Source organism: Pseudomonas sp. TJI-51, from assembly GCF_000190455.2.
Taxonomy (GTDB): domain Bacteria; phylum Pseudomonadota; class Gammaproteobacteria; order Pseudomonadales; family Pseudomonadaceae; genus Aquipseudomonas; species Aquipseudomonas juntendi.
This window is the reverse complement of the sequence record NZ_AEWE02000059.1, coordinates 19,224-39,132: the sequence shown is the minus strand read 5'-3', so window position 1 is coordinate 39,132 and position 19,909 is coordinate 19,224. Positions and strand designations below refer to the sequence as shown.

The window sequence follows — 19,909 nt, the reverse complement described above, 5'->3', positions numbered from 1 at the left end:
CTGTCACCGCGCGCGGCCTGGTGACAGTCAACGGGTCCGGTTGAGCACCTGCAGCATGGCCGACGTCTGCGCATCGGGCATGCCGTCAAAACGTTGCGGGCGGAAGCGCATCTGGAAGGCAGCGATGACATGCCGGGTGGCTACATCTAGCACGCCTGTTTGCTCGATCTGATAACCAAACCGCGCCAGCTCCTGCTGATACCAGCCAACGCTGGGCGGGTTGACGTTGAAGTACGCTTGTTGCTGCGCCACGGCGTTGGCATCTGGCCAGACCCCCAACCCAGCATCGGCCAGGCGTTTCCACGGGAACAAAGGGCCCGGGTCAAGCTTGCGCAATGGGGCGATATCGCTGTGGCCAATGATATGCCGGGGCTCGATATTGTTACGTTTGACGATGTCCTTGAGCAACGCGATCAGCGCCTGGATCTGCGCCTCGCTATAGGGGTACCAGACCCGCCCGTTGGGTGTATCGGCAAAGCCTGGGTTGACGATTTCGATGCCGATGGACGACGAATTCAGCCATGTGCGCCCCTGCCACTGGCTGTCACCGGCATGCCAGGCGCGACGGCTCTCGTCCACCAACTGGTACACCGTCGCCGGGCCATCACCAATCAGGTAATGGCTACTGACCTCACCGTGGGTGAGCAATGCCAGCGAGCGTTCCAGCGAGGCATTGGTGTAATGCAAAACAACGAACTGGATACGGTTGTCCTGGTTCGCCGAAGGGTGGCTGCGGTCGATGCGCAGGCCCGTGGAGCAACCGGCGACGGTGAACAGCAGAAAGGTGATCAGGGTTTTTTTCAGCGTGGAAAGCACGTCGGAGGCCTCGGCGTAAGAGCGCTACAGTATAACGTGCTCGCCAGCAGCAATGTTTGCCGCGAGTCAGCGGCTGCCCATCAGTTTTGTTCCACGCGATTGCGCCCGAGTTCCTTGGCCCGGTACAACGCGGTGTCGGCGCGCTTGAGCACCTGGTCTGCGCGCTCGCCAGCGCGGAACGCCGCCAACCCGATGGAGGTGGTGATCACCACCCGTTCACCCTTGAAGTGGAACGGGCAGGCTTCGATGGTCGCCCGCAGCAGTTCAGCGGCTTGCGCAGCCGCCGGCGGGGCCGTCTGCGGCAGCAACAGGACAAACTCTTCGCCACCGAACCGGGCTATGAAGTCACGGCCGCGCAAGCACTTGCGCAACTGGTCGGCAACGATCTTCAGCACTTTGTCCCCGGCCAGGTGCCCATAGCTGTCATTGATGCGCTTGAAATGGTCAAGGTCGAGGATCGCCATTGCCAGATGGCCGCCCTGGGCCTGCCATTCGAGCATTTCCCGTTCCACCCGCTCGCTCCAGGCCGCCCGGTTGGGCAGACCGGTGAGCGGGTCGAGCAGCGCCTTTTGCCGCTGCTCTTCCAGGTGTTCACGGTAACCGAGTGCCTCGTGCTCCATGCTTGCCACACGCTCCGACAACCCCTGCAGGCGGTTGGCCAGTTCCTGCTCGCGGCGATCACGCTCGTGCTTGTGCTCGTCCATGGTCACCAACAAGCCTTCCAGGCGGTTCTCCAGGATGTGCTTGAGGCTGTCGACATCGGCGGCACCTTGCACGCTGCTCTGCAACCCGTCTACGTGCTCGCGCAACTGGGTGTCCAGCGCGCGGGCGGCACTGCTGTTGTCGGCATGGCCGGCGCTGGCTTCATGCAGATGGCTCTGGAACCCTTCCAGGCGCTCGTTGAGCTGCTGCAAGTAGGTTTCAAATTCATGCTGCCCACTGTCGGTGATCGCCAGCATCAGCACTGCAAGGTCGTCCAGTACCGGGATCAGCTCATACCAGTTCAGGCCGCGGGCCACCCGCGCACGCATTTCCAAAGCCTGGGCCTTGTGCCGCTCGGGCAGGCTGAGGTCGTCGAGCAGGCCAAGCAAGGTTTGCTCGATGTGTGCAGCGACCTGACTGTACGGCGGTTCCACCGCATCGGGGAGGGCATAAGGGCCGTCTTCGCCGAACGTTGGTTCAAGCTCCGCTAAGGGTGCAGGCGCCGGCAGCGGATGGCTGACCCCGTGTTCGGCGGCCGGCCCTTCACCTGGCTGCGGCACTGGCGATGCGGGTACTTCGGCCGCTTCGATCAGCGCCGGGCCAGCTGCATCTGGCGCTGGCTCGGGCGCTGCGGGCAGCTCGGCGGCCGGTGCAGCAGGTGCTGGCAACGGTTGCAACGCATCGATATCAACATGCGGGCCGGCGTCGGGGCTGGGTGGCGCTGCGTGCGGTGGAGCCTGGGCACCCGGCACCGCTTCGGGCACAAGCGCCGGCTCCGCCTGGGCATCGTCATCGCGGCTGCCGAACAACCGCTGCAGAAAACCAGGGCGGGTTTCTTCACCCGGCTTGCCCAGGGCGGCCAGCGCACGCCCCTGCAAACCGCTCAGCTCACCCAGCAATGGCGGCAGGTCGCGTGACTGGGTAACGCCCCCATCGAGCTTCTTCGCCAGCTTTTTCAGCGGCCGGGCAATATCACCAGGCAGCGGCAGGTTCTGTAATTGGCCCACCAGTGCAGCCAGGGCATCGCCAACCTGGTTCATGCGGTTTTCGCGGCGCTGTTCCGAATCCAGCACCGCCTTCTCCAGGCGCGGAATCAGCCCGGCAAGGCCAGCATCCATGTTGTCGCTGCGAATGACCTCGCGCATCTCTTTCATGCACGCGTCGACCACCTTGTCACTGCCTTCGGCAGCCAGGGTACTGCGTACCAGGCCACGGCGCAGCAAGTCGAGACGGGCGTCCCAACGACGTTCGAGCTTTTCTTGCTGCTCGATGGCTTTGAGGTATTTTTCTTTCCAGCGCTCGGCTTCTTCGGTCATGCCTGGATCCGCGACGGGTGATACATCTGGGGCTGTCTGATTACACGCTGTCGGCGCGCACGCCCAACACTTGAGGGCGTGCGACGCCTTGGCTGATTCAGCTCAAGGCGGGCAGCGTATCCACAGTCAATGCATCAGGCAATCGGATCTCTACCGCCACCGGAAGGTGGTCGGAAATAGGCTGGGCCAACACCTCGACACGCTCCAGTGTAAGGCTGGAACTGAGCAGAATGTGGTCCAGGCAACGCTGGGGTCGCCAACTGGGGAAGGTAGCTTCGACCTGCGGGGCCACCAGGCCCAGGTCACGCAGGGGCGAGTGCTCGAGCAGGTCGGCGGCGTGGGTGTTCATGTCGCCCATCAGCACCTGGTGGCGGTAGCCGCCAATCAGCTCGCGGATATAGCCCAATTGCAGGGCGCGGGTCTTGGCGCCGAGGGCCAGGTGCATCATCACCACGATCAGCGCATCCTCGCCTTCACCGAACCGCACCAGAATTGCCCCGCGCCCGGCGGGGCCCGGTAACGGGTGGTCTTCGAGCAATTGCGGCTTCAGGCGGCTGAGCACGCCGTTGCTGTGCTGGGCAAAACGCCCAAGGTTGCGGTTGAGCTGTTGGTACCAGTAGGGGAAGGCACCCAGCTGCGCCAGATGCTCGACCTGGTTCACGAACCCGGAACGCAGGCTGCCACCATCGGCCTCCTGCAGGGCCACCAGGTCGAAGTCGCTCAACAGCTTGCCGATCTTCTGCAAGTTGCCGGCACGCCCGTTATGCGGCAGCAGGTGCTGCCAGCTACGGGTCAGGTAATGCCGATAACGCTCGGTGCTGATGCCGACCTGAATGTTGAAGCTGAGCAGCCGCAGGCGACCATCGTCCGGCAGGCCGGGTGCCTGCAGGTGATGCTCGTTGACCTGCGGCTGGTGCAGGCCAATGCCACGCGTAGCTCTGAAGCGGGGCATGGGATACGCCGCTTACTTAGCGGCGCGCTCCTTGGCGATCAGTTGGTCGGCGACATTCAGCACGCCTTCGGGCCCACCTGCGGTACCCAGGTCGAAGCGGTACTTGCCGTCGACGACCATGCTCGGTACGCCAGTGATTTCGTACTTCTTGGCCAGTTCCTTGGCCTGGTTGATCTGGCCCTTGATGGCAAACGAGTTGAAGGTGGCGAGGAACTTGTCCTTGTCCACGCCCTGGGTGGCGAGGAAGTCGGCCATTTCTTGCGGGTCAGTCAGGCGCTTGCGCTGGTTCTGGATAGCATCGAACACCGCCGCGTGCACCTTCTGCTCAACGCCCATGGCTTCGAGGGTCAGGAACATCTGGCCGTGGGCATCCCATGGGCCACCGAACATGGCCGGTACGCGCTTGAAGTGGACATCCTTGGGCAGTTTTTCGACCCAGGGGTTGAGCGTCGGCTCGAAATGGTAGCAGTGAGGGCAGCCGTACCAGAACAGCTCAACCACTTCGATCTTGCCAGGCACGGAAACCGGAACAGGGTTGCTCAGCTCGATATATTCCTTGCCGGCAGTGGCGGGTTCTGCAGCCTGCACCGCTGTCATACCGAATACGCTGGCGGCGACCAGCGCAGCGCTGAGAATCAGTTTACGCATGCTTTACTCCTGAGCAATCATGGGTCGCCACTACGCGACCTGCCTTGAGACAGGCCGGGAAGGGCTTGAGTTCTGTAGTGTACCGGCTACGCACTGAAAAAAGGGTAGCCCAGCCACCCTTTCATCATTGGCCTGCAACATTAACTGAAAGTTAATGCGAAGCCCCTGAAGGCATGTGCAGCACCTGCAGGACTGCGCCGCCAGTCAGTGCAGGCCTTGGATATAGCTGGCCAATGCCTCGATATCGTGGTTGCTCAGCTTGCCGGCAATGGTGCGCATGGTCATGGCATCGCCGTCGTTGGTGCGGTTGCCTTCACGGAAGTCGGTCAACTGCTTGGTCACATACTGGGCATGCTGCCCACTCAAGTGCGGGAAACCGGCCAGGGCGATACCCGCGCCATTGGGCGAGTGGCAGCCGGTGCAGGCGGGCATGCCTTTTTCCAGGTCGCCGCCGTTGAACAGCGCGCGGCCGCGCTCGACCAGTTTGGGGTCGGCAGCCCCCACGCTGCCTTTCTGGCTGGCGAAGTAGGCGGCGATATCGGCCAGGTCCTGGTCATTGAAAGCAGCCAGCATGCCGGTCATTTCCAGCACGGTACGTTTGCCCGACTTGATGTCGTGCAGTTGTTTTTCCAGGTAGCGCTGGCCCTGGCCAGCCAGTTTCGGGAAGTTGGGTGCCAGGCTGTTGCCGTCGGGGTTGTGGCAGGCGCCACAGACGGCCGTCTTGGCCTGGCCGGCAGCGGCATCGCCTTTGATAGGTTGCGCAGCAGTGGCCGCACCTGCGACACCCAGGGTCAACAGCAGACTCACGACTAGTTTGTTCATCAGCTAATCCAACACGGCTAAGGGTGAAATGTTATGTATCGGGACTGCCACTCATCCAAAGGATGACCAAACGGTAGTCCTCGGCACTGCAGTCCATGCACAATCCACGCGGCGGCATAGCCTTGAAACCCTGGGTCACATGCCGGACGAGTACATCCATACCTTGCGCCAGCCTTGGCTCCCAGGCTGCCCGGTCACCCTGCCTGGGTGCCTGGGGCAATTGCCCGGTGTGGCAAGCCGCACACGTGCGGTTGTACAACACCTCGGCATCCTGTGTAGCCTGTGCGCTGAAATACGGCAGGAACATACCGACAGCTAGCAGCCATTTCGCCAGGCGAAACGACCTGACAGGGTTGGGGGACGCGCTGCGTTCTGATGCGCAAGCTATAGTTCGGCACCCCATGCCCGTTCCCCTTCGCTGGGAGAATGGGCACACAAAAACTGGGGCATTATATACTTCTGTCAGCCAAACGGAAACGACACCGCTTGCCGGCCTAGGCTTTGGCAACACCCACATCGGATATCCCATGCAAGTCAAGAACCCCATCCTCGGCCTCTGCCAGAAAGCCAAATTCGCCCTCAGCGCAGCCAAGGTCGAACAATGCCCGGACGATCAGGGCTACGAGGTGGCCTTTGCGGGCCGTTCCAACGCCGGCAAATCCAGCGCCCTCAACACCCTGACTCACGCCAGCCTGGCGCGCACCTCGAAAACCCCCGGGCGCACCCAGCTGTTGAATTTCTTCAGTCTGGACGATGAACGGCGTTTGGTCGACCTGCCAGGTTACGGTTATGCCAAGGTGCCGATTCCGCTCAAGCAGCACTGGCAGAAGCACCTGGAAGCTTATTTGGGCAGCCGTGAGTGCCTGCGCGGCATCATCCTGATGATGGACGTGCGCCACCCCATGACCGATTTCGACAAGATGATGCTCGACTGGGCCAAGGCCAGCGGCATGCCGATGCACATCCTGCTGACCAAGGCCGACAAGCTGACCCACGGCGCGGGCAAGAACACCTTGTTGAAGGTGCAATCGGAAATTCGCAAGGGCTGGGGCGACGGCGTCACCATCCAGCTGTTCTCGGCGCCCAAGCGCCTGGGCGTCGAAGAGGCCTATCGGGTGCTGGCGGGCTGGATGGAGCTGGAAGACAAGCCAGTGGCCTGAGGCCTGCAGCGCGGAGCATGGCCTGGGCTTCGCCCAGGCTCAGGCCAAATTGCGGGCAAAAAAAACCCCGGACTTCGTATGGGGAGGGGGAAGTTCGGGGTCCAAGTCCGGACCGCTAGGGCGGGGTCCAGATATCTGCCAACACTTAACACAACATAGGAGCATCGAAAGGCTTCACCAGCCATTCAGTTACTCTGAGTTCCGCTTCACTGGTTTAGTTCCGAAGCCCTGAAAACTATTTGCGATAGTTTCATGAAAGCCCAGCCCCGCGCGCGCCAGCGCTGCCAGGATCCGCGTCACCACGTCACAGATCCTACACAGCTTTTACGGCTCAATCAGTGAGCTTCGTCCCAGTTCGCACCAATTCCTGCTTCGACCAGCAGCGGCACATCCAGCTGCGCCGCCTTGCTCATGTGCTGGCGAATTTCATCTTTGACCTGTTCAACCAGGTCCTCGCGCACCTCAAGCACCAGTTCGTCGTGAACCTGCAGGATCACCCGCGCGTCCAGGCCGCTCTCGCTCAGCCAGTTATCCACGTTGACCATGGCGCGCTTGATGATGTCGGCGGCGGTACCCTGCATGGGCGCGTTGATGGCGGTACGCTCTGCCCCTTTGCGCAGGGCCGGGTTCTTGGCGTTGATGTCTGGCAGGTAGAGGCGGCGGCCAAACAGGGTTTCGACGAAACCTTGCTCGGCAGCCTGTGTACGGGTGCGCTCCATGTAGGCCAGCACCCCGGGGTAGCGGGCGAAGTAGCGGTCGATATAGTCCTGCGACTGCTTGCGGTCGACGCCGATCTGCTTGGCCAGGCCAAATGCGCTCATGCCGTAGATCAGGCCGAAGTTGATGGCTTTGGCTTTGCGACGCTGATCGACGGTGACGTTTTCCAGGGCTACACCAAAGACCTCCGCCGCCGTGGCACGGTGCACGTCCAGGTCGTTGCGGAAGGCGTGCAGCAAGCCTTCGTCCTTGGCCAGGTGGGCCATGATGCGCAACTCGATCTGCGAGTAGTCGGCCGCCAGCAGCTTGTAGCCTGGGCTGGCGATGAACGCCTGGCGGATTCGGCGGCCCTCGGCGGTACGGATCGGGATGTTCTGCAGGTTCGGGTCGCTGGACGACAGCCGGCCAGTCGCCGCCACCGCTTGCTGGTAAGAGGTGTGAATACGCCCGGTACGCGGGTTGATCTGCCCCGGCAGCTTGTCGGTGTAAGTGCTCTTGAGCTTGCTCAGGCTGCGGTACTGCATCAGTACTTCAGGCAGTGGGTAACCCAGCTCCGCCAGCTCGTCGAGCACCGCTTCGGCGGTAGACGGCTGGCCTTTGGCGGTCTTGCTCAGCACCGGCATGCCCAGCTTGTCGTACAGGATCGCCCCCAGTTGCTTGGGCGAGCCCAGGTTGAACTCCTCGCCCGCCAGCTCGTAGGCGCGCCGTTCCAGCTCGGCCATTTTCTCACCCAGCTCACCGCTCTGGACGTGCAGCAGGGCTGCATCGACCAGTGCGCCCTGGCGTTCGATCTTGGCCAGTACCGGCACCAGCGGCATCTCGATGTCCATCAGCACCGGCTGCAGGCTTGGGGTCTGGGCCAGGCGGGCCTGCAACGCATGGTGCAGGCGCAGGGTGATGTCAGCGTCTTCGGCAGCGTAGGGGCCCGCCTTGTCCAGGTCGATCTGGTTGAACGTAAGCTGCTTGGCGCCCTTGCCGGCGATGTCCTCGAAGGCGATGGTAGTGTGGTCGAGGTACTTTTGCGCCAGGCTGTCCATGTCATGCCGGGTGGCCGTGGAGTTCAGCACGTAGGACTCGAGCATGGTGTCATAGGCAACACCGCGCATGGCGATGGCGGGCGAGCCGTTGGCGAGGATGTTGATATCGTATTTGGCATTCTGCCCGACCTTGGCCTTGGCCGGGTCTTCCAGCAGGGGCTTCAAGGCCAGCAGCACGGCGTCGCGGTCCAGCTGGGCCGGCGCGCCCTCGTAGTCGTGGGCCAGCGGAACGTAGGCCGCTTCATGGGGCGCCACCGCGAACGACAGGCCGACCAATTGGGCCTTCTGGGCGTCCAGGCCGGTGGTTTCGGTGTCGAACGCGAACAGCGGCGCCTGGCGCAGCTTCTCCAGCCAGGCATCGAAGCGTGTTTGGTCGAGGATGGTTTCGTACTTCGGCTCGACCTTGGCCACCGGCTCCGCGACCGGCGCAACGTCATCACCCACCCTGGCAGCCTCCCGCTGCACGTCGGCAACCCAGCTCTTGAACTCCATCTCGGTGTACAGCGCCAGCAGCGCATCGCGGTCAGGCTCGCCGCATACCAGCGCCTCGACCTCGACGTCCAGCGGCACGTCGACCTTGATGGTAGCCAGCTCATACGACAGGAACGCCGCGTCGCGGTGCTCTTCCAGCTTGGCCGGCAGGGTCTTGGCACCGCGAATGGCCAGTGCCGGCACCTTGCCGAGGTTGGCGTACAAGTCGCTGAGGCCGCCACCAATACCGGTCAGCAGGCCCACGGCGGTTTTCTCGCCCACACCGGGCACACCGGGGATGTTGTCGACCTTGTCGCCCATCAGGGCCAGGAAGTCGATGATGTGCTCCGGGCCGACGCCAAACTTCTCATGCACGCCCGCCACGTCCAGCACGCTACCGGTCATGGTGTTGACCAAGGTAATGTGGCCATCCACCAGCTGCGCCATGTCCTTGTCACCGGTCGAGATGATGACCGGGCGGCCCAACGCGGCGCTGCTGCGCGCCAAGGTGCCGATCACGTCGTCGGCCTCGACCCCTTCGACGCACAACAGCGGGTAGCCAAGGGCCTTGACGCTGGCGTGCAGCGGCTCGATCTGCACCCGCAGGTCGTCGGGCATGCTCGGCCGGTTGGCCTTGTATTCGGCGAACATGGCGTCACGGAACGTGCCACCCTTGGCGTCGAACACCACGGCAAAGAGGCTGTCGGGGTATTGCTTGCGCAGGCTCTTGAGCATGTTCAGCACACCCTTCACCGCACCGGTCGGCATGCCCTTGGACGTGGTCAGCGGCGGCAGCGCGTGAAAGGCGCGGTACAGGTAGGAGGAACCGTCCACCAGGACGAGGGGCGCTTGGCTCATGAGCAGAATCAACCTTTTCGACGGGTCCGGCGCTAGAATAGCCAGAATCATTGACGACAAAGGGACTAGGTTATCATGCGTACACTCAATCGCCTGTTACTGCTCGGCCTGTTGGCAACCACGCCGGTCGTCACCCTGGCGGCGGAAGACGCCCCCTCGGCCGATCCCGAGGTGACCATTCGCACGGAAGGCGACAAGACCATCCAGGAATACCGTCAGAACGGCTTCCTGTATGCGATCAAGATCACACCGAAAAACGGCAAGCCTTATTTCCTGGTACGCGCCGATGGCACCGATGCCAACTTCATTCGATCCGACCAGCCGGACATGCTGATTCCGTCCTGGAAGATCTTCGAGTGGTAATCTGACGCGCACCGTTCACATCAACCCGGCACTTCCCGGCGGAAGTGCCCGTATGGGCAATTTTTCATCATGTCAGTCTTCACCCCCGTGACCCGGCCTGAGCTGGAAACCTTTCTGGCACCGTACGCGCTGGGCCGCCTGCTCGACTTCCAGGGCATAGCCGCCGGCACCGAGAACAGCAATTTCTTCGTCAGCCTCGAACAGGGGGAGTTCGTGCTGACGTTGATCGAACGCGGGCCCAGCGAGGACATGCCGTTCTTCATCGAGCTGCTCGACACCCTGCACGCAGCCGACATGCCGGTGCCCTATGCCGTTCGTGACCGCGACGGCAACGGCCTGCGCGAGCTGTGCGGCAAGCCGGCGCTGCTGCAGCCAAGGCTGTCAGGCAAGCACATCAAGGCGCCCAACGCGCAGCACTGCGCCCAGGTGGGTGAGCTGCTGGCGCATATACACCTGGCCACCCGCGGCCGCATCATCGAGCGCCGCACCGACCGTGGCCTGGACTGGATGCTGGCTTCAGGCGCCGAGCTGCTGCCACGCCTGACTGCCGAGCAAGCCGCGCTGCTGCAACCGGCCCTGAACGAAATCAACGCGCACAAGGCGCAGATCCTGGCGCTGCCGCGGGCCAACCTGCATGCCGACCTGTTCCGCGACAACGTGATGTTCGAGGGCACCCACCTGACTGGCGTGATCGACTTCTACAACGCCTGCTCCGGGCCGATGCTGTATGACATCGCCATCACCGTGAACGATTGGTGCCTGGATGAGCAGGGCGCAATCGACATGCCGCGTGCCCAGGCGCTGCTGGCGGCCTATGCCGCACTGCGGCCGTTCACCGCTGCCGAGGCCGAGCTGTGGCCTGAGATGTTGCGGGTAGGCTGCGTGCGCTTCTGGCTGTCGCGGCTGATTGCGGCAGAATCGTTTGCCGGGATGGATGTGATGATCCATGACCCGAGCGAGTTCGAAGTGCGTTTGGCACAGCGCCAGCAGGTGGCTTTGCACCTGCCATTTGCCCTCTAGCCCTTTTCAGCCTCTTCGCGGGCACCTGTGGGAGCGGGCGTGCCCGCGGAGAGGCCGGAACAGGCTTACAACTGCTCCAGGCACCCAGCCAAGTCGGCACCCAGCTTCTCCAGCAAGCGCTCATAGCCCTTGCCATCCACCGGGTCAGTACCACCCAGTGCATCCAGCTCGGCCAGACGCACCGGCAGCCCAGCAGTCAGGGTCTCGGCCAGGCGCGGGCGCAGTGGCGGCTCGCTGAACACGCAGGTCTTGCCCACTTCCTGCAGGCGCTTGCGCATGGCGGCCACATGCTGAGCCCCCGGCTGCACCTCGGACGCCACGCTAAACACGCCAGTGTGCTTCAGGCCATATTCCGCCTCGAAGTAGTCGAACGCCTCGTGGAACACGAAATACGGCTTGCCAGCGATACCCGCCACCCGCGCTTTGATTCGCTCATCCAGCGCATCCATACGGTCTGAAAAGACCTTCAGGTTGTGCTGGTAGCGCGCCGAGTTGGCGGGATCGGCCTGGGCCAGGTCCGCAGCCATTTTCCCCGCGATTACCCGCGCGTTGACCGACGATAGCCACAGGTGCGCATCCAGGCTACCTGGGCGGTGGTCATGGTCATGCTCATCGTGGTCCGCTTCCTCATGGGAATGGCTGTCTTCGCCAAAGTGGCGCAGCTTCATGCCTGGCAGCGACTGCACGGCCACGGTTGCCTTGCTGCGACTGCCCAATACGCGTGGCAGGAAGCTCTCCATGTCCGGGCCGATCCAGTACAGCAGGTCGGCATCGCCCACCCGCCGTACGTCGGATGGGCGCAGGGCATAGTGGTGCGGCGAAGCACCTGGCGGCAGCAATACCTCAGGGCTGCCAACACCCTCCTGCACGGCAGCGGCAATCTGTTGCAGCGGCTTGATGCTGGTCAGCACACGGACATCGGCCTGGGCCGAACAGGCGATGAATGCGACAAAAAGGACTAGAAATCGGGACACGGTGAATACTCGAGTCGTGAGAAACGGGTAACATAATAACGTCTCCATACAGAATCGTCGCTGCCCATGTCCATCACGCCGCTGGCCAACCGTCCCCATGATCACTCCCATTGCGTGCATAGCGCACTGGCTGAAGCTGATGCCTTGTGCACCCGCCAGGGCCTGCGCCTGACCGCGCTGCGCCGCCGGGTGCTGGAGCTGGTATGGCAAAGCCACAAGCCGCTGGGTGCCTACGACATCCTTGCCGTGCTCAGCGAGCAGGACGGCCGCCGCGCTGCACCGCCCACGGTGTACCGCGCACTGGACTTCCTGCTGGAAAACGGCTTGGTGCACCGCATTGCCTCGCTCAACGCGTTCATCGGCTGCAGCCACCCAGAGCACGTGCACCAGGGCCAGTTCCTGATCTGCCGTGCGTGCCACGTCGCAATCGAGCTGGAGCAACACAGCATCAGCGAGGCCATCATCGACAGCGCCAAGGGCGTGAGCTTCACGGTCGAGACCCAAACCGTGGAAGTGGTCGGCCTGTGCGGCAATTGCCGGAGCGCGGCATGAGCGATGCCCTGATCCGCCTGGAACAGGTGGGCGTCAGCTATGGCGGCGAGGCGGTGCTCGACAGCATCGACCTGTCGGTGGCGCCGCGCCAGATCGTCACCCTGATAGGCCCCAATGGCGCGGGCAAGACCACCTTGGTGCGCGCCGTGCTCGGGCTGCTCAAGCCGCACCGCGGCACGGTATGGCGCAAGCCCAGGCTGCGTATCGGCTACATGCCGCAAAAAATCCAGGTCGATGCCACCCTGCCGCTTTCCGTGCTGCGTTTCCTGCGCCTGGTGCCGGGGGTAGACCGGGCAGCAGCCGTATCGGCCCTGCAGGAAGTGGGCGCCGAACAGGTTATCGACAGCCCGATTCAGACCATCTCCGGTGGCGAGATGCAGCGTGTCCTGCTGGCGCGTGCCTTGTTGCGTGCGCCGCAGTTGCTGGTACTCGACGAGCCGGTGCAAGGGGTGGATGTGGTCGGCCAGACCGAGCTGTACAACCTCATCACCCGGCTGCGCGACCGCCATGGTTGCGGCGTGTTGATGGTGTCGCACGACCTGCACCTGGTCATGAGCGCCACCGACCAGGTGGTGTGCCTGAACCGCCATGTCTGCTGCTCGGGTCACCCGGAACAGGTCAGCAACGACCCAGCCTTTGTCGAACTGTTCGGGCAGAACGCACCTAGCCTGGCTGTTTATCATCACCATCACGACCACAGCCACGACCTACATGGCTCGGTGGTCGCCCCCGGCCCCCACGTTCACGGAGAGCACTGCAAGCATGGCTGATTTTCTTCTTTACGCCTTGCTTGCAGGCCTGTCCCTGGCCGTTGTCGCGGGCCCGCTCGGCTCTTTCGTGGTATGGCGGCGCATGGCGTATTTCGGCGACACCCTGTCCCATGCCGCATTGCTGGGCGTGGCCATGGGTTTCGCCCTGGATGTAAGCCCGGCCCTGGCCGTCACCGTTGGCTGCCTGTTGCTGGCGGTGCTGCTGGTGACCTTGCAGCAACGCCAGCCGCTGGCCTCCGACACCCTGCTCGGCATCCTCGCCCCCAGCACCTTGTCACTGGGCCTGGTGGTGCTCAGCTTCATGCACGATGTGCGTATCGACCTGATGGCCTACCTGTTCGGCGACCTGCTGGCCATCAGCACCACCGACCTGGCCTGGATCCTCGGCGGCAGTGCGCTGGTGCTGCTGTTGCTGGGCGTGCTCTGGCGGCCGCTGTTGGCGGTTACCGTGCATGAGGAACTGGCCATGGTCGAAGGCCTCCCAGTAGCCGGCCTGCGCCTGGCGCTGATGCTGCTGATCGCAGTGGTGATCGCCGTGGCCATGAAGATCGTCGGCGTGCTGCTGATCACCTCGCTGTTGATCATCCCCGCTGCTGCGGCGCAGCGCCACGCCCGCTCGCCCGAGCAGATGGCGCTGGGTGCCAGCCTGCTGGGCATCACCGCGGTCTGCGGTGGCCTGGCCATGTCCTGGTTCAAAGACACCCCCGCCGGGCCGTCGATCGTGGTCTGTGCAGCGGTGCTATTCTTGCTGAGCCTGGCCCTGCCAAAGCGCTGATTGCAAGGCGTGCTCAGGCACGCCTTGCAACCTTTTCCCGGGTAAAGGGTCTGTAAGACCTGTTTTCGAGCGTGCGCACCTGGGTGTAGACTTGCTCGCTTTTTGCGCAAATAGAGAATCGCAGGAATGAAGCCGTTCGCCTCCCGTTATCTGCTTGTTGCCGCGTTTTCCCTGTTCCTGGCTGCCTGTTCCAGTGCGCCGGTGGAACAGGCCACCGCACCTGCCCAAGCCGATGCCTGGCAGCAGTTGCAACAAAACATCGCCAGCAACGAGCTGGCCACCGCCGAAGACCAGCTGGCTGCCCTGCAGGCCCAGGCGCCCGACGACGCACGCCTGGAGCAATACCAGCGCCAACTGGCCGAAGCCTACCTGCAGCGTAGCCAGATCGTGCTGCAAAAAGGTGACGTGAATGCCGCTGCAACGGCCTTGGCCCGTGCCCGGGCGCTGATGCCGCAAGCCCCTGCGGTGACCGGGGGCGACGCCGTGAGCCAGGCGCGCAAGGCCGAGCTGGCCAAAGCCGAAGCGGCGCTGAAGGCCGCCGAGGCCAAGCCCAAGGCGCTGATCATCGACCCGACCGCACCCAGCACCGTGGTGGCCCTGAAAACCACCGACAGCCGCGCCATGCGCCGCCAACTGGATGACATTGCGGCAGACGTGGTGAGCTATGACTGTGAAGTGGTGTTCCAGGTGCCGCGCACCCACGACGCGCCCTGGCTGAAAACCTTGCTGGAGAAGCGCGTGCGCAAGCTCGACAGCGGGTTTGAGCTGAAGCAAAAGCATGAAATTCAGCGCTCGCTGCCGGCGCAGGTGGTTCTGGTGCCGCATCAGCGCTGAAAACGCTGGGGCGCTGGGGCTGCTTTGCAGCCCTTCGCGGGCACGCCCGCTCCCACAGGGGATCGCGCATTTCTTGAGTTCAGCGCCAAACGTGTGGGAGCGGGCGTGCCCGCGAAGGGCCGCAAAGCGGCCCCAAATTACTTAATGGGCTGGTATCAGGCCGGCACAGCCTCAGCAGCAGCCTCCCGCTCCCAAACCCGATGCCCCTCTACCGCCTTGACGAAGGCATCCATCACTTTCTGGTCATCCCCCACCAGGAGGCCCTTGTCCTCCTTGAGCCCCAGGCCGCTAACCAGGTCTTTGGTCAGCACCATCGCCTTGAGGTGCTTATAGCCTTCCAGCAGGAAGTGCTTGGCCAAGCCGCTGGCCGCCAGCGCATCGGTAGAGGCCTTGCCCGCCGGCACCACAACCCCGTCGAACATGACCGACGGCATTCCTTCCATCGAGGCATCCACCGGTAGCTGTTTGCCGTCGGCCGCCTTCACCGGCGCCGACGTCGGCCCCAGCAGCATGGGCCGTGCACTGTGGGCCTCCAGCGCTTTCACCAGTTTGTCGACACTGGCCGCGTCCACGCCGTCGGCCACCAGCACTGCAATCTTGCGGCCTTTGATGCCTACCGAACCAGGGTGGTTCATTTGGCTCAACGCCTTGGACTGCGCCAACTTGCTGCCTTTCACCTGGACCGTACCCTGCTTGGGTGCGGGCAGCCCCAGGTTCGCCGCGACAGCCGCCGCCAGTTTCAAGTCGATATTGGCAAGAATCTCATTCACTTGCCGCTGGCGAATGCTTTCACGCTCCACCTTGCCCAGCTCGAAGCTGTAGGCCTTGATGATGTGCTGTTGCTCGGTAGGGCTCATGCTCTGGAAGAACAGCCGCGCCTGGGAGAAGTGGTCGCCAAACGAATCGCTGCGCTGGCGGATCTTGTGCGCATCGATGCGCTCCTGGTAGCTCTCGAAGCCGCCATCCTGCGCGGCTGGTGGGGTTTCCTTCGGCCAGCCGCCATCAATGGAGTTGGGCTCATACGAAGCACGGCCCTTGTCGATGGTCATGCGGTGCATGGCGTCGCGCTGGCCACTGTGATTGGGCGCCACCGGCCGGTTGATCGGGATTTCATGGAAATTCGGCCCACCCAGGCGGCTGATCTGCGTATCGGTGTACGAGAACAGCCGGCCCTGCAGCAGCGGATCGTTGGTGAAGTCGATACCGGGCACGATATGCCCCGGGCAGAACGCCACCTGCTCGGTTTCGGCGAAGAAGTTGTCCGGGTTGCGGTTGAGCACCATCTTGCCCAGCAGCGTCACGGGCACCAACTCTTCAGGGATGAGCTTGGTAGGGTCGAGCAGGTCGAAGTCGAACTTATGCTCGTCTGCCTCGGGTACGATCTGCACGCCCAATTCCCACTCTGGGTAGTCACCGGTCTCGATGGCTTCCCACAGGTCGCGGCGGTGGTAGTCGGTGTCTTTGCCGGCCAGTTTCTGCGCTTCGTCCCACAGCACCGAATGCACGCCCTGGCGCGGTTTCCAGTGGAACTTGACGAAGCTGGCCACGCCTTCGGCGTTGATCAGGCGGAAGGTGTGTACACCAAAGCCTTCCACCATGCGCAGGCTACGGGGAATGGCGCGGTCGGACATCGCCCAGATCACCATGTGCGCCGATTCGGGCACCAGCGAAACGAAATCCCAGAACGTGTCATGGGCCGAGCCACCGGTCGGCATTTCGTTGTGCGGCTCAGGCTTCACGGCATGCACGAAATCCGGGAACTTGATCGCGTCCTGGATGAAGAAAACCGGCATGTTGTTGCCAACCAGGTCGAAATTGCCTTCATCGGTGTAGAACTTCACGGCAAAGCCGCGCACATCACGCACCGTGTCACCCGAGCCGCGTGGCCCCTGTACAGTGGAAAAGCGCACGAACACCGGGGTGATCTTTTCCGGGTCTTGCAGGAAACCCGCCTTGGTCAGTTCGGCATGGCAGCCATAGCTCTGAAAATACCCGTGCGCCCCGGTACCGCGGGCGTGCACGATACGCTCCGGGATACGCTCATGGTCGAAATGGGTGATCTTCTCGCGCATGATGAAGTCTTCAAGCAGCGAAGGCCCGCGCGCACCCGCCTTCAGGCTGTTCTGGTTATCGGCGATCTTCACCCCTTGGTTGGTGCGCAACGCCTGGCCGGTAGCATCGCTACGGAACGGCTCCAGGCTCTGCAGCTTGGCATTGGTGTTGGCCCGGTCGGGGGTCTGGGTGCCGGCGGCCTCACTGTGCTTGGGCGCGTCCGTTTTCTTGCTGGGCATGGGTCGGCTCTCCTCGTCAGTCTTCAGGCATGCCCGTTCGGGCTTGTTCTGGTAGTGACTGGAGGGGAGCGGCGAGCGTTCAATCAGGTTTACCGATTGTCGCCATATACCCGAAGGATTGGTGCCTGACGAAATAAATGCTAAGAACAGCCAGGGGAAAAGGCTAAAATGCGCCACCCCAGCTAACCGCTGACCCAAATTCCATGCGCCCCACAAGGTTCGCTACGTGATCGAGTTCCAACAGGTACACAAGACCTACCGCGTTGCCGGTAGGGAAATCCCCGCATTGAATCCGACCAGCCTGACCATCGAAGATGGCCAGGTGTTCGGCCTTATCGGCCACTCCGGCGCCGGCAAGAGCACCATGCTGCGTTTGATCAACCGCCTTGAAGAGCCTTCCGGCGGCAAGATCATCGTCGATGGCGAAGACGTTACCGCGTTCAACGCCAGCCAGCTGCGCGGCTTCCGCCAGCAGGTCGGGATGATTTTCCAGCACTTCAACCTGCTGGCTTCCAAAACCGTCGCCGACAACGTGGCACTGCCACTGACCCTGGCCGGCGAGCTGTCGCGCAGCGAAATCGACAAGCGCGTCACCGAACTGCTGGCCCGCGTCGGGCTCTCGGACCACGCCAAAAAGTACCCGGCGCAGTTATCGGGCGGCCAGAAGCAACGCGTCGGTATCGCCCGCGCCCTGTCTACCAACCCCAAGATCCTGCTGTGCGACGAGGCCACCAGCGCCCTCGACCCGCAAACCACGGCTTCGGTCCTGCAATTGCTCGCCGAAATCAACCGTGAGCTGAAGCTGACCATCGTGCTGATTACCCACGAAATGGACGTGATCCGCCGGGTCTGCGACCGCGTGGCGGTGATGGATGCAGGCGAGATCGTCGAGCAGGGCTCGGTGGCCGAGGTATTCCTGCACCCGCAGCACGCCACTACCAAGCGCTTCGTCCAGGAGGACGAGCAGGTCGACGAAGGCGAGCAACGCGACGATTTCGCCCACGTCCCGGGCCGCATCGTGCGCCTGACCTTCCAGGGCGATGCCACCTACGCACCGCTGCTGGGCACCGTGGCCCGTGAAACCGGTGTGGACTACAGCATCCTTGCCGGGCGTATCGACCGCATCAAGGATATCCCCTATGGCCAGCTCACCCTCGCCCTGATCGGCGGTGACATGGAAGCGGCGTTCGCCCACTTCAAGGCAGCTGACGTACATATGGAGGTACTGCGTTGATGGACGCCCTGAATTTCTTTGCCAACGTCGACTGGGCCGAAATCTGGCTGGCCACCGTCGATACCATGATCATGCTGTTCGGCTCGCTGTTCTTCACCGTGCTGCTCGGCTTGCCCTTGGGCGTGCTGCTGTTCCTCTGCGGCCCGAAGCAGATGTTCGAACAGAAGGGCGTGTATGCGCTGCTGTCGCTGGTGGTGAACATTCTGCGCTCGCTGCCGTTCATCATCCTGCTGATCGTGATGATCCCGATCACGGTGCTGATCACCGGCACCTCGCTGGGTGTCGCCGGCGCCATTCCACCGTTGGTGGTGGGTGCCACGCCGTTCTTCGCGCGGCTGGTGGAAACTGCCCTGCGGGAAGTGGACCGCGGCATCATCGAGGCGACCCAGTCGATGGGCGCCACCACCCGCCAGATCATCACCAGCGCGCTGCTGCCTGAGGCCCGTCCGGGTATCTTCGCGGCCATCACCGTCACCGCCATCACCCTGGTTTCGTACACCGCCATGGCCGGTGTAGTCGGTGCCGGTGGCCTCGGCGACCTGGCGATCCGCTTCGGTTACCAGCGTTTCCAGACCGACGTGATGGTGGTCACCGTGGTACTGCTGCTGGTACTGGTGCAAGTGCTGCAAAGCGTGGGCGACAAACTGGTCGTACATTTTTCCCGTAAGTAACCCCAATGGGGTCGGCCTGGCCGACCCGTTCGGGGGCCGTCGCGGCCCTCACAAGGAGTGATCAATGAAGAAGCTGCTTGCTGTTGTCGCCGCTGTCGCGGCCTTCTCGGCCAATGCTGCCGAAACCCTGACCGTCGCCGCTACCCCGGTGCCACACGCCGAAATCCTCAACTTCGTCAAACCGGCGCTGGCCAAAGAGGGCGTGGAACTGAAGGTCAAGGAGTTCACCGACTACATTCAGCCGAACGTGCAGGTGGCGGAAAAGCGCCTGGACGCCAACTTCTTCCAGCACCAGCCGTACCTGGATGAATTCAACAAGGCCAAGGGCACCGACCTGGTGAGCGTGGTAGGCGTGCACATCGAGCCGCTGGGCGTGTACTCGACCAAGATCAAGAAGCTGGACGAACTGCCTTCCGGGGCTACCGTGGTCATCCCGAATGATGCCACCAACGGCGGCCGCGCCCTGTTGCTGCTGGACAAGGCCGGCGTGATCAAGCTCAAGGACAACAAGAACATCCTGTCGACCGTGAAGGACGTTGCCGAGAACCCGAAGAACATCAAGTTCCGTGAACTGGAAGCCGCCACCATCCCGCGCGTGCTGACCCAGGTGGACGCGGCGCTGATCAACACCAACTACGCGCTGGAAGCCAAGCTGAACCCCGAGAAAGATGCCCTGGCCATCGAAGGCAGCGATTCGCCCTACGTGAACATCCTGGTTGCCCGCCCGGACAACAAGGACTCGGACGCGATGAAAAAGCTGGCAACGGCGCTGCACTCGCCTGAGGTGAAGCAGTTCATTACCGAGAAGTACAAAGGCGCTGTGGTTCCGGCGTTTTAAGCCTCGCAATCGCGCTGGCTTCTTCGCGGGCATGCCCGCTCCCACAGGGACATCGCTAGCCTCAGGCCTTGTGATATCCCTGTGGGAG

19 protein-coding genes are annotated in these 19,909 nt (G+C 62.9%); 10 read left to right on the top strand and 9 right to left on the bottom strand.

Annotated elements, in window-relative coordinates; translation table 11 throughout:
* Nucleotides 1-27 precede the first annotated feature (27 nt).
* The 6 genes from G1E_RS13580 to G1E_RS13555 form a co-directional block, all read right to left on the bottom strand.
* The gene (locus tag G1E_RS13580) at nt 28-816 is read right to left on the bottom strand and encodes an N-acetylmuramoyl-L-alanine amidase (protein ID WP_009683581.1); all 789 of its coding nucleotides are present in this window, start codon (nt 814-816) and stop codon (nt 28-30) included.
* A gap of 80 nt (nt 817-896) precedes the next feature.
* Nucleotides 897-2,834 (bottom strand): GGDEF domain-containing protein, encoded by a 1,938-nt coding sequence (locus tag G1E_RS13575; RefSeq protein ID WP_047149883.1) that lies wholly within the window; start codon nt 2,832-2,834, stop codon nt 897-899.
* A gap of 97 nt (nt 2,835-2,931) precedes the next feature.
* Nucleotides 2,932-3,786 carry an endonuclease/exonuclease/phosphatase family protein gene (locus tag G1E_RS13570; RefSeq protein WP_009683583.1) on the bottom strand — a complete coding sequence of 285 codons (855 nt, stop codon included), beginning with the start codon at nt 3,784-3,786 and terminating at the stop codon, nt 2,932-2,934.
* A 12-nt stretch (nt 3,787-3,798) separates the two neighbouring features.
* Nucleotides 3,799-4,434: a thiol:disulfide interchange protein DsbA gene (gene dsbA, locus G1E_RS13565; RefSeq protein ID WP_009683584.1), complete on the bottom strand. Its 636-nt coding sequence runs from the start codon at nt 4,432-4,434 to the stop codon at nt 3,799-3,801.
* 204 nt (nt 4,435-4,638) lie between these two features.
* On the bottom strand, nt 4,639-5,256 hold the full coding sequence (locus tag G1E_RS13560) for a cytochrome c (protein ID WP_009683585.1): 618 nt from the start codon (nt 5,254-5,256) through the stop codon (nt 4,639-4,641).
* Between the two features lie 31 nt (nt 5,257-5,287).
* The gene (locus tag G1E_RS13555) at nt 5,288-5,590 is read right to left on the bottom strand and encodes a cytochrome c5 family protein (protein ID WP_029886304.1); all 303 of its coding nucleotides are present in this window, start codon (nt 5,588-5,590) and stop codon (nt 5,288-5,290) included.
* 193 nt (nt 5,591-5,783) lie between these two features.
* On the opposite strand from G1E_RS13555, the gene yihA reads away from it, so the two are divergent.
* Nucleotides 5,784-6,416, top strand: coding sequence for a ribosome biogenesis GTP-binding protein YihA/YsxC (yihA, locus tag G1E_RS13550; RefSeq protein ID WP_009683587.1), 633 nt, complete (start codon nt 5,784-5,786; stop codon nt 6,414-6,416).
* 335 nt (nt 6,417-6,751) lie between these two features.
* Here yihA and polA read toward each other — a convergent pair whose 3' ends face one another.
* Nucleotides 6,752-9,499, bottom strand: a complete 2,748-nt coding sequence (gene polA, locus G1E_RS13545) for a DNA polymerase I (RefSeq protein WP_009683588.1) — start codon at nt 9,497-9,499, stop codon at nt 6,752-6,754.
* A gap of 75 nt (nt 9,500-9,574) precedes the next feature.
* On the opposite strand from polA, the gene G1E_RS13540 reads away from it, so the two are divergent.
* Nucleotides 9,575-9,862 carry a DUF2782 domain-containing protein gene (locus tag G1E_RS13540; RefSeq protein WP_009683589.1) on the top strand — a complete coding sequence of 96 codons (288 nt, stop codon included), beginning with the start codon at nt 9,575-9,577 and terminating at the stop codon, nt 9,860-9,862.
* Nucleotides 9,863-9,931: 69 nt separating this feature from the next.
* Complete coding sequence (locus G1E_RS13535) at nt 9,932-10,882, top strand: homoserine kinase (RefSeq protein WP_009683590.1); 951 nt, start codon at nt 9,932-9,934, stop codon at nt 10,880-10,882.
* Nucleotides 10,883-10,947: 65 nt separating this feature from the next.
* Here the strand turns inward: G1E_RS13535 and G1E_RS13530 are convergent, their stop codons facing one another.
* Nucleotides 10,948-11,904 (bottom strand): zinc ABC transporter substrate-binding protein, encoded by a 957-nt coding sequence (locus G1E_RS13530; RefSeq protein WP_082437922.1) that lies wholly within the window; start codon nt 11,902-11,904, stop codon nt 10,948-10,950.
* A gap of 18 nt (nt 11,905-11,922) precedes the next feature.
* Between G1E_RS13530 and zur the strand changes: the two genes are divergently transcribed.
* The 4 genes from zur (at nt 11,923) to G1E_RS13510 (ending at nt 14,787) form a co-directional block, all read left to right on the top strand.
* Entirely contained in the window at nt 11,923-12,408 is a 486-nt protein-coding gene (zur, locus tag G1E_RS13525) for a zinc uptake transcriptional repressor Zur (RefSeq protein WP_009683592.1), read from the top strand.
* On the top strand, nt 12,405-13,178 hold the full coding sequence (znuC, locus tag G1E_RS13520; RefSeq protein ID WP_009683593.1) for a zinc ABC transporter ATP-binding protein ZnuC: 774 nt from the start codon (nt 12,405-12,407) through the stop codon (nt 13,176-13,178). The genes zur and znuC overlap by 4 nt, the downstream gene beginning before the upstream one ends.
* A complete protein-coding gene (znuB, locus tag G1E_RS13515) occupies nt 13,171-13,953 on the top strand; it encodes a zinc ABC transporter permease subunit ZnuB (protein ID WP_009683594.1) in 783 nt (260 codons plus the stop codon). The genes znuC and znuB overlap by 8 nt, the downstream gene beginning before the upstream one ends.
* 126 nt (nt 13,954-14,079) lie before the next feature.
* Nucleotides 14,080-14,787, top strand: coding sequence for a PA5502 family lipoprotein (locus tag G1E_RS13510; RefSeq protein ID WP_009683595.1), 708 nt, complete (start codon nt 14,080-14,082; stop codon nt 14,785-14,787).
* Between the two features lie 155 nt (nt 14,788-14,942).
* Here the strand turns inward: G1E_RS13510 and katE are convergent, their stop codons facing one another.
* Nucleotides 14,943-17,255, bottom strand: coding sequence for a catalase HPII (gene katE, locus G1E_RS13505; RefSeq protein WP_225786166.1), 2,313 nt, complete (start codon nt 17,253-17,255; stop codon nt 14,943-14,945).
* A gap of 49 nt (nt 17,256-17,304) precedes the next feature.
* Between katE and G1E_RS13500 the strand changes: the two genes are divergently transcribed.
* The 3 genes from G1E_RS13500 (at nt 17,305) to G1E_RS13490 (ending at nt 19,821) form a co-directional block, all read left to right on the top strand.
* The gene (locus G1E_RS13500; protein WP_009683597.1) at nt 17,305-18,312 is read left to right on the top strand and encodes a methionine ABC transporter ATP-binding protein; all 1,008 of its coding nucleotides are present in this window, start codon (nt 17,305-17,307) and stop codon (nt 18,310-18,312) included.
* Nucleotides 18,312-18,983 (top strand): methionine ABC transporter permease, encoded by a 672-nt coding sequence (locus G1E_RS13495; protein ID WP_009683598.1) that lies wholly within the window; start codon nt 18,312-18,314, stop codon nt 18,981-18,983. The genes G1E_RS13500 and G1E_RS13495 overlap by 1 nt, the downstream gene beginning before the upstream one ends.
* Nucleotides 18,984-19,047: 64 nt before the next feature.
* On the top strand, nt 19,048-19,821 hold the full coding sequence (locus G1E_RS13490) for a MetQ/NlpA family ABC transporter substrate-binding protein (RefSeq protein WP_009683599.1): 774 nt from the start codon (nt 19,048-19,050) through the stop codon (nt 19,819-19,821).
* The last annotated feature ends 88 nt before the right edge of the window (nt 19,822-19,909 follow it).

Coding starts and splice junctions, on each gene's coding strand:
- G1E_RS13575 (WP_047149883.1), bottom strand. CDS start 2,834: ATGACCGAAGAAGCCGAGCGCTGGAAAGAAAAATACCTCAAAGCCATC.
- G1E_RS13570 (WP_009683583.1), bottom strand. CDS start 3,786: ATGCCCCGCTTCAGAGCTACGCGTGGCATTGGCCTGCACCAGCCGCAG.
- dsbA (WP_009683584.1), bottom strand. CDS start 4,434: ATGCGTAAACTGATTCTCAGCGCTGCGCTGGTCGCCGCCAGCGTATTC.
- G1E_RS13560 (WP_009683585.1), bottom strand. CDS start 5,256: ATGAACAAACTAGTCGTGAGTCTGCTGTTGACCCTGGGTGTCGCAGGT.
- yihA (WP_009683587.1), top strand. CDS start 5,784: ATGCAAGTCAAGAACCCCATCCTCGGCCTCTGCCAGAAAGCCAAATTC.
- polA (WP_009683588.1), bottom strand. CDS start 9,499: ATGAGCCAAGCGCCCCTCGTCCTGGTGGACGGTTCCTCCTACCTGTAC.
- G1E_RS13540 (WP_009683589.1), top strand. CDS start 9,575: ATGCGTACACTCAATCGCCTGTTACTGCTCGGCCTGTTGGCAACCACG.
- G1E_RS13535 (WP_009683590.1), top strand. CDS start 9,932: ATGTCAGTCTTCACCCCCGTGACCCGGCCTGAGCTGGAAACCTTTCTG.
- G1E_RS13530 (WP_082437922.1), bottom strand. CDS start 11,904: ATGGAGACGTTATTATGTTACCCGTTTCTCACGACTCGAGTATTCACC.
- zur (WP_009683592.1), top strand. CDS start 11,923: ATGTCCATCACGCCGCTGGCCAACCGTCCCCATGATCACTCCCATTGC.
- znuC (WP_009683593.1), top strand. CDS start 12,405: ATGAGCGATGCCCTGATCCGCCTGGAACAGGTGGGCGTCAGCTATGGC.
- znuB (WP_009683594.1), top strand. CDS start 13,171: ATGGCTGATTTTCTTCTTTACGCCTTGCTTGCAGGCCTGTCCCTGGCC.
- G1E_RS13510 (WP_009683595.1), top strand. CDS start 14,080: ATGAAGCCGTTCGCCTCCCGTTATCTGCTTGTTGCCGCGTTTTCCCTG.
- G1E_RS13495 (WP_009683598.1), top strand. CDS start 18,312: ATGGACGCCCTGAATTTCTTTGCCAACGTCGACTGGGCCGAAATCTGG.
- G1E_RS13490 (WP_009683599.1), top strand. CDS start 19,048: ATGAAGAAGCTGCTTGCTGTTGTCGCCGCTGTCGCGGCCTTCTCGGCC.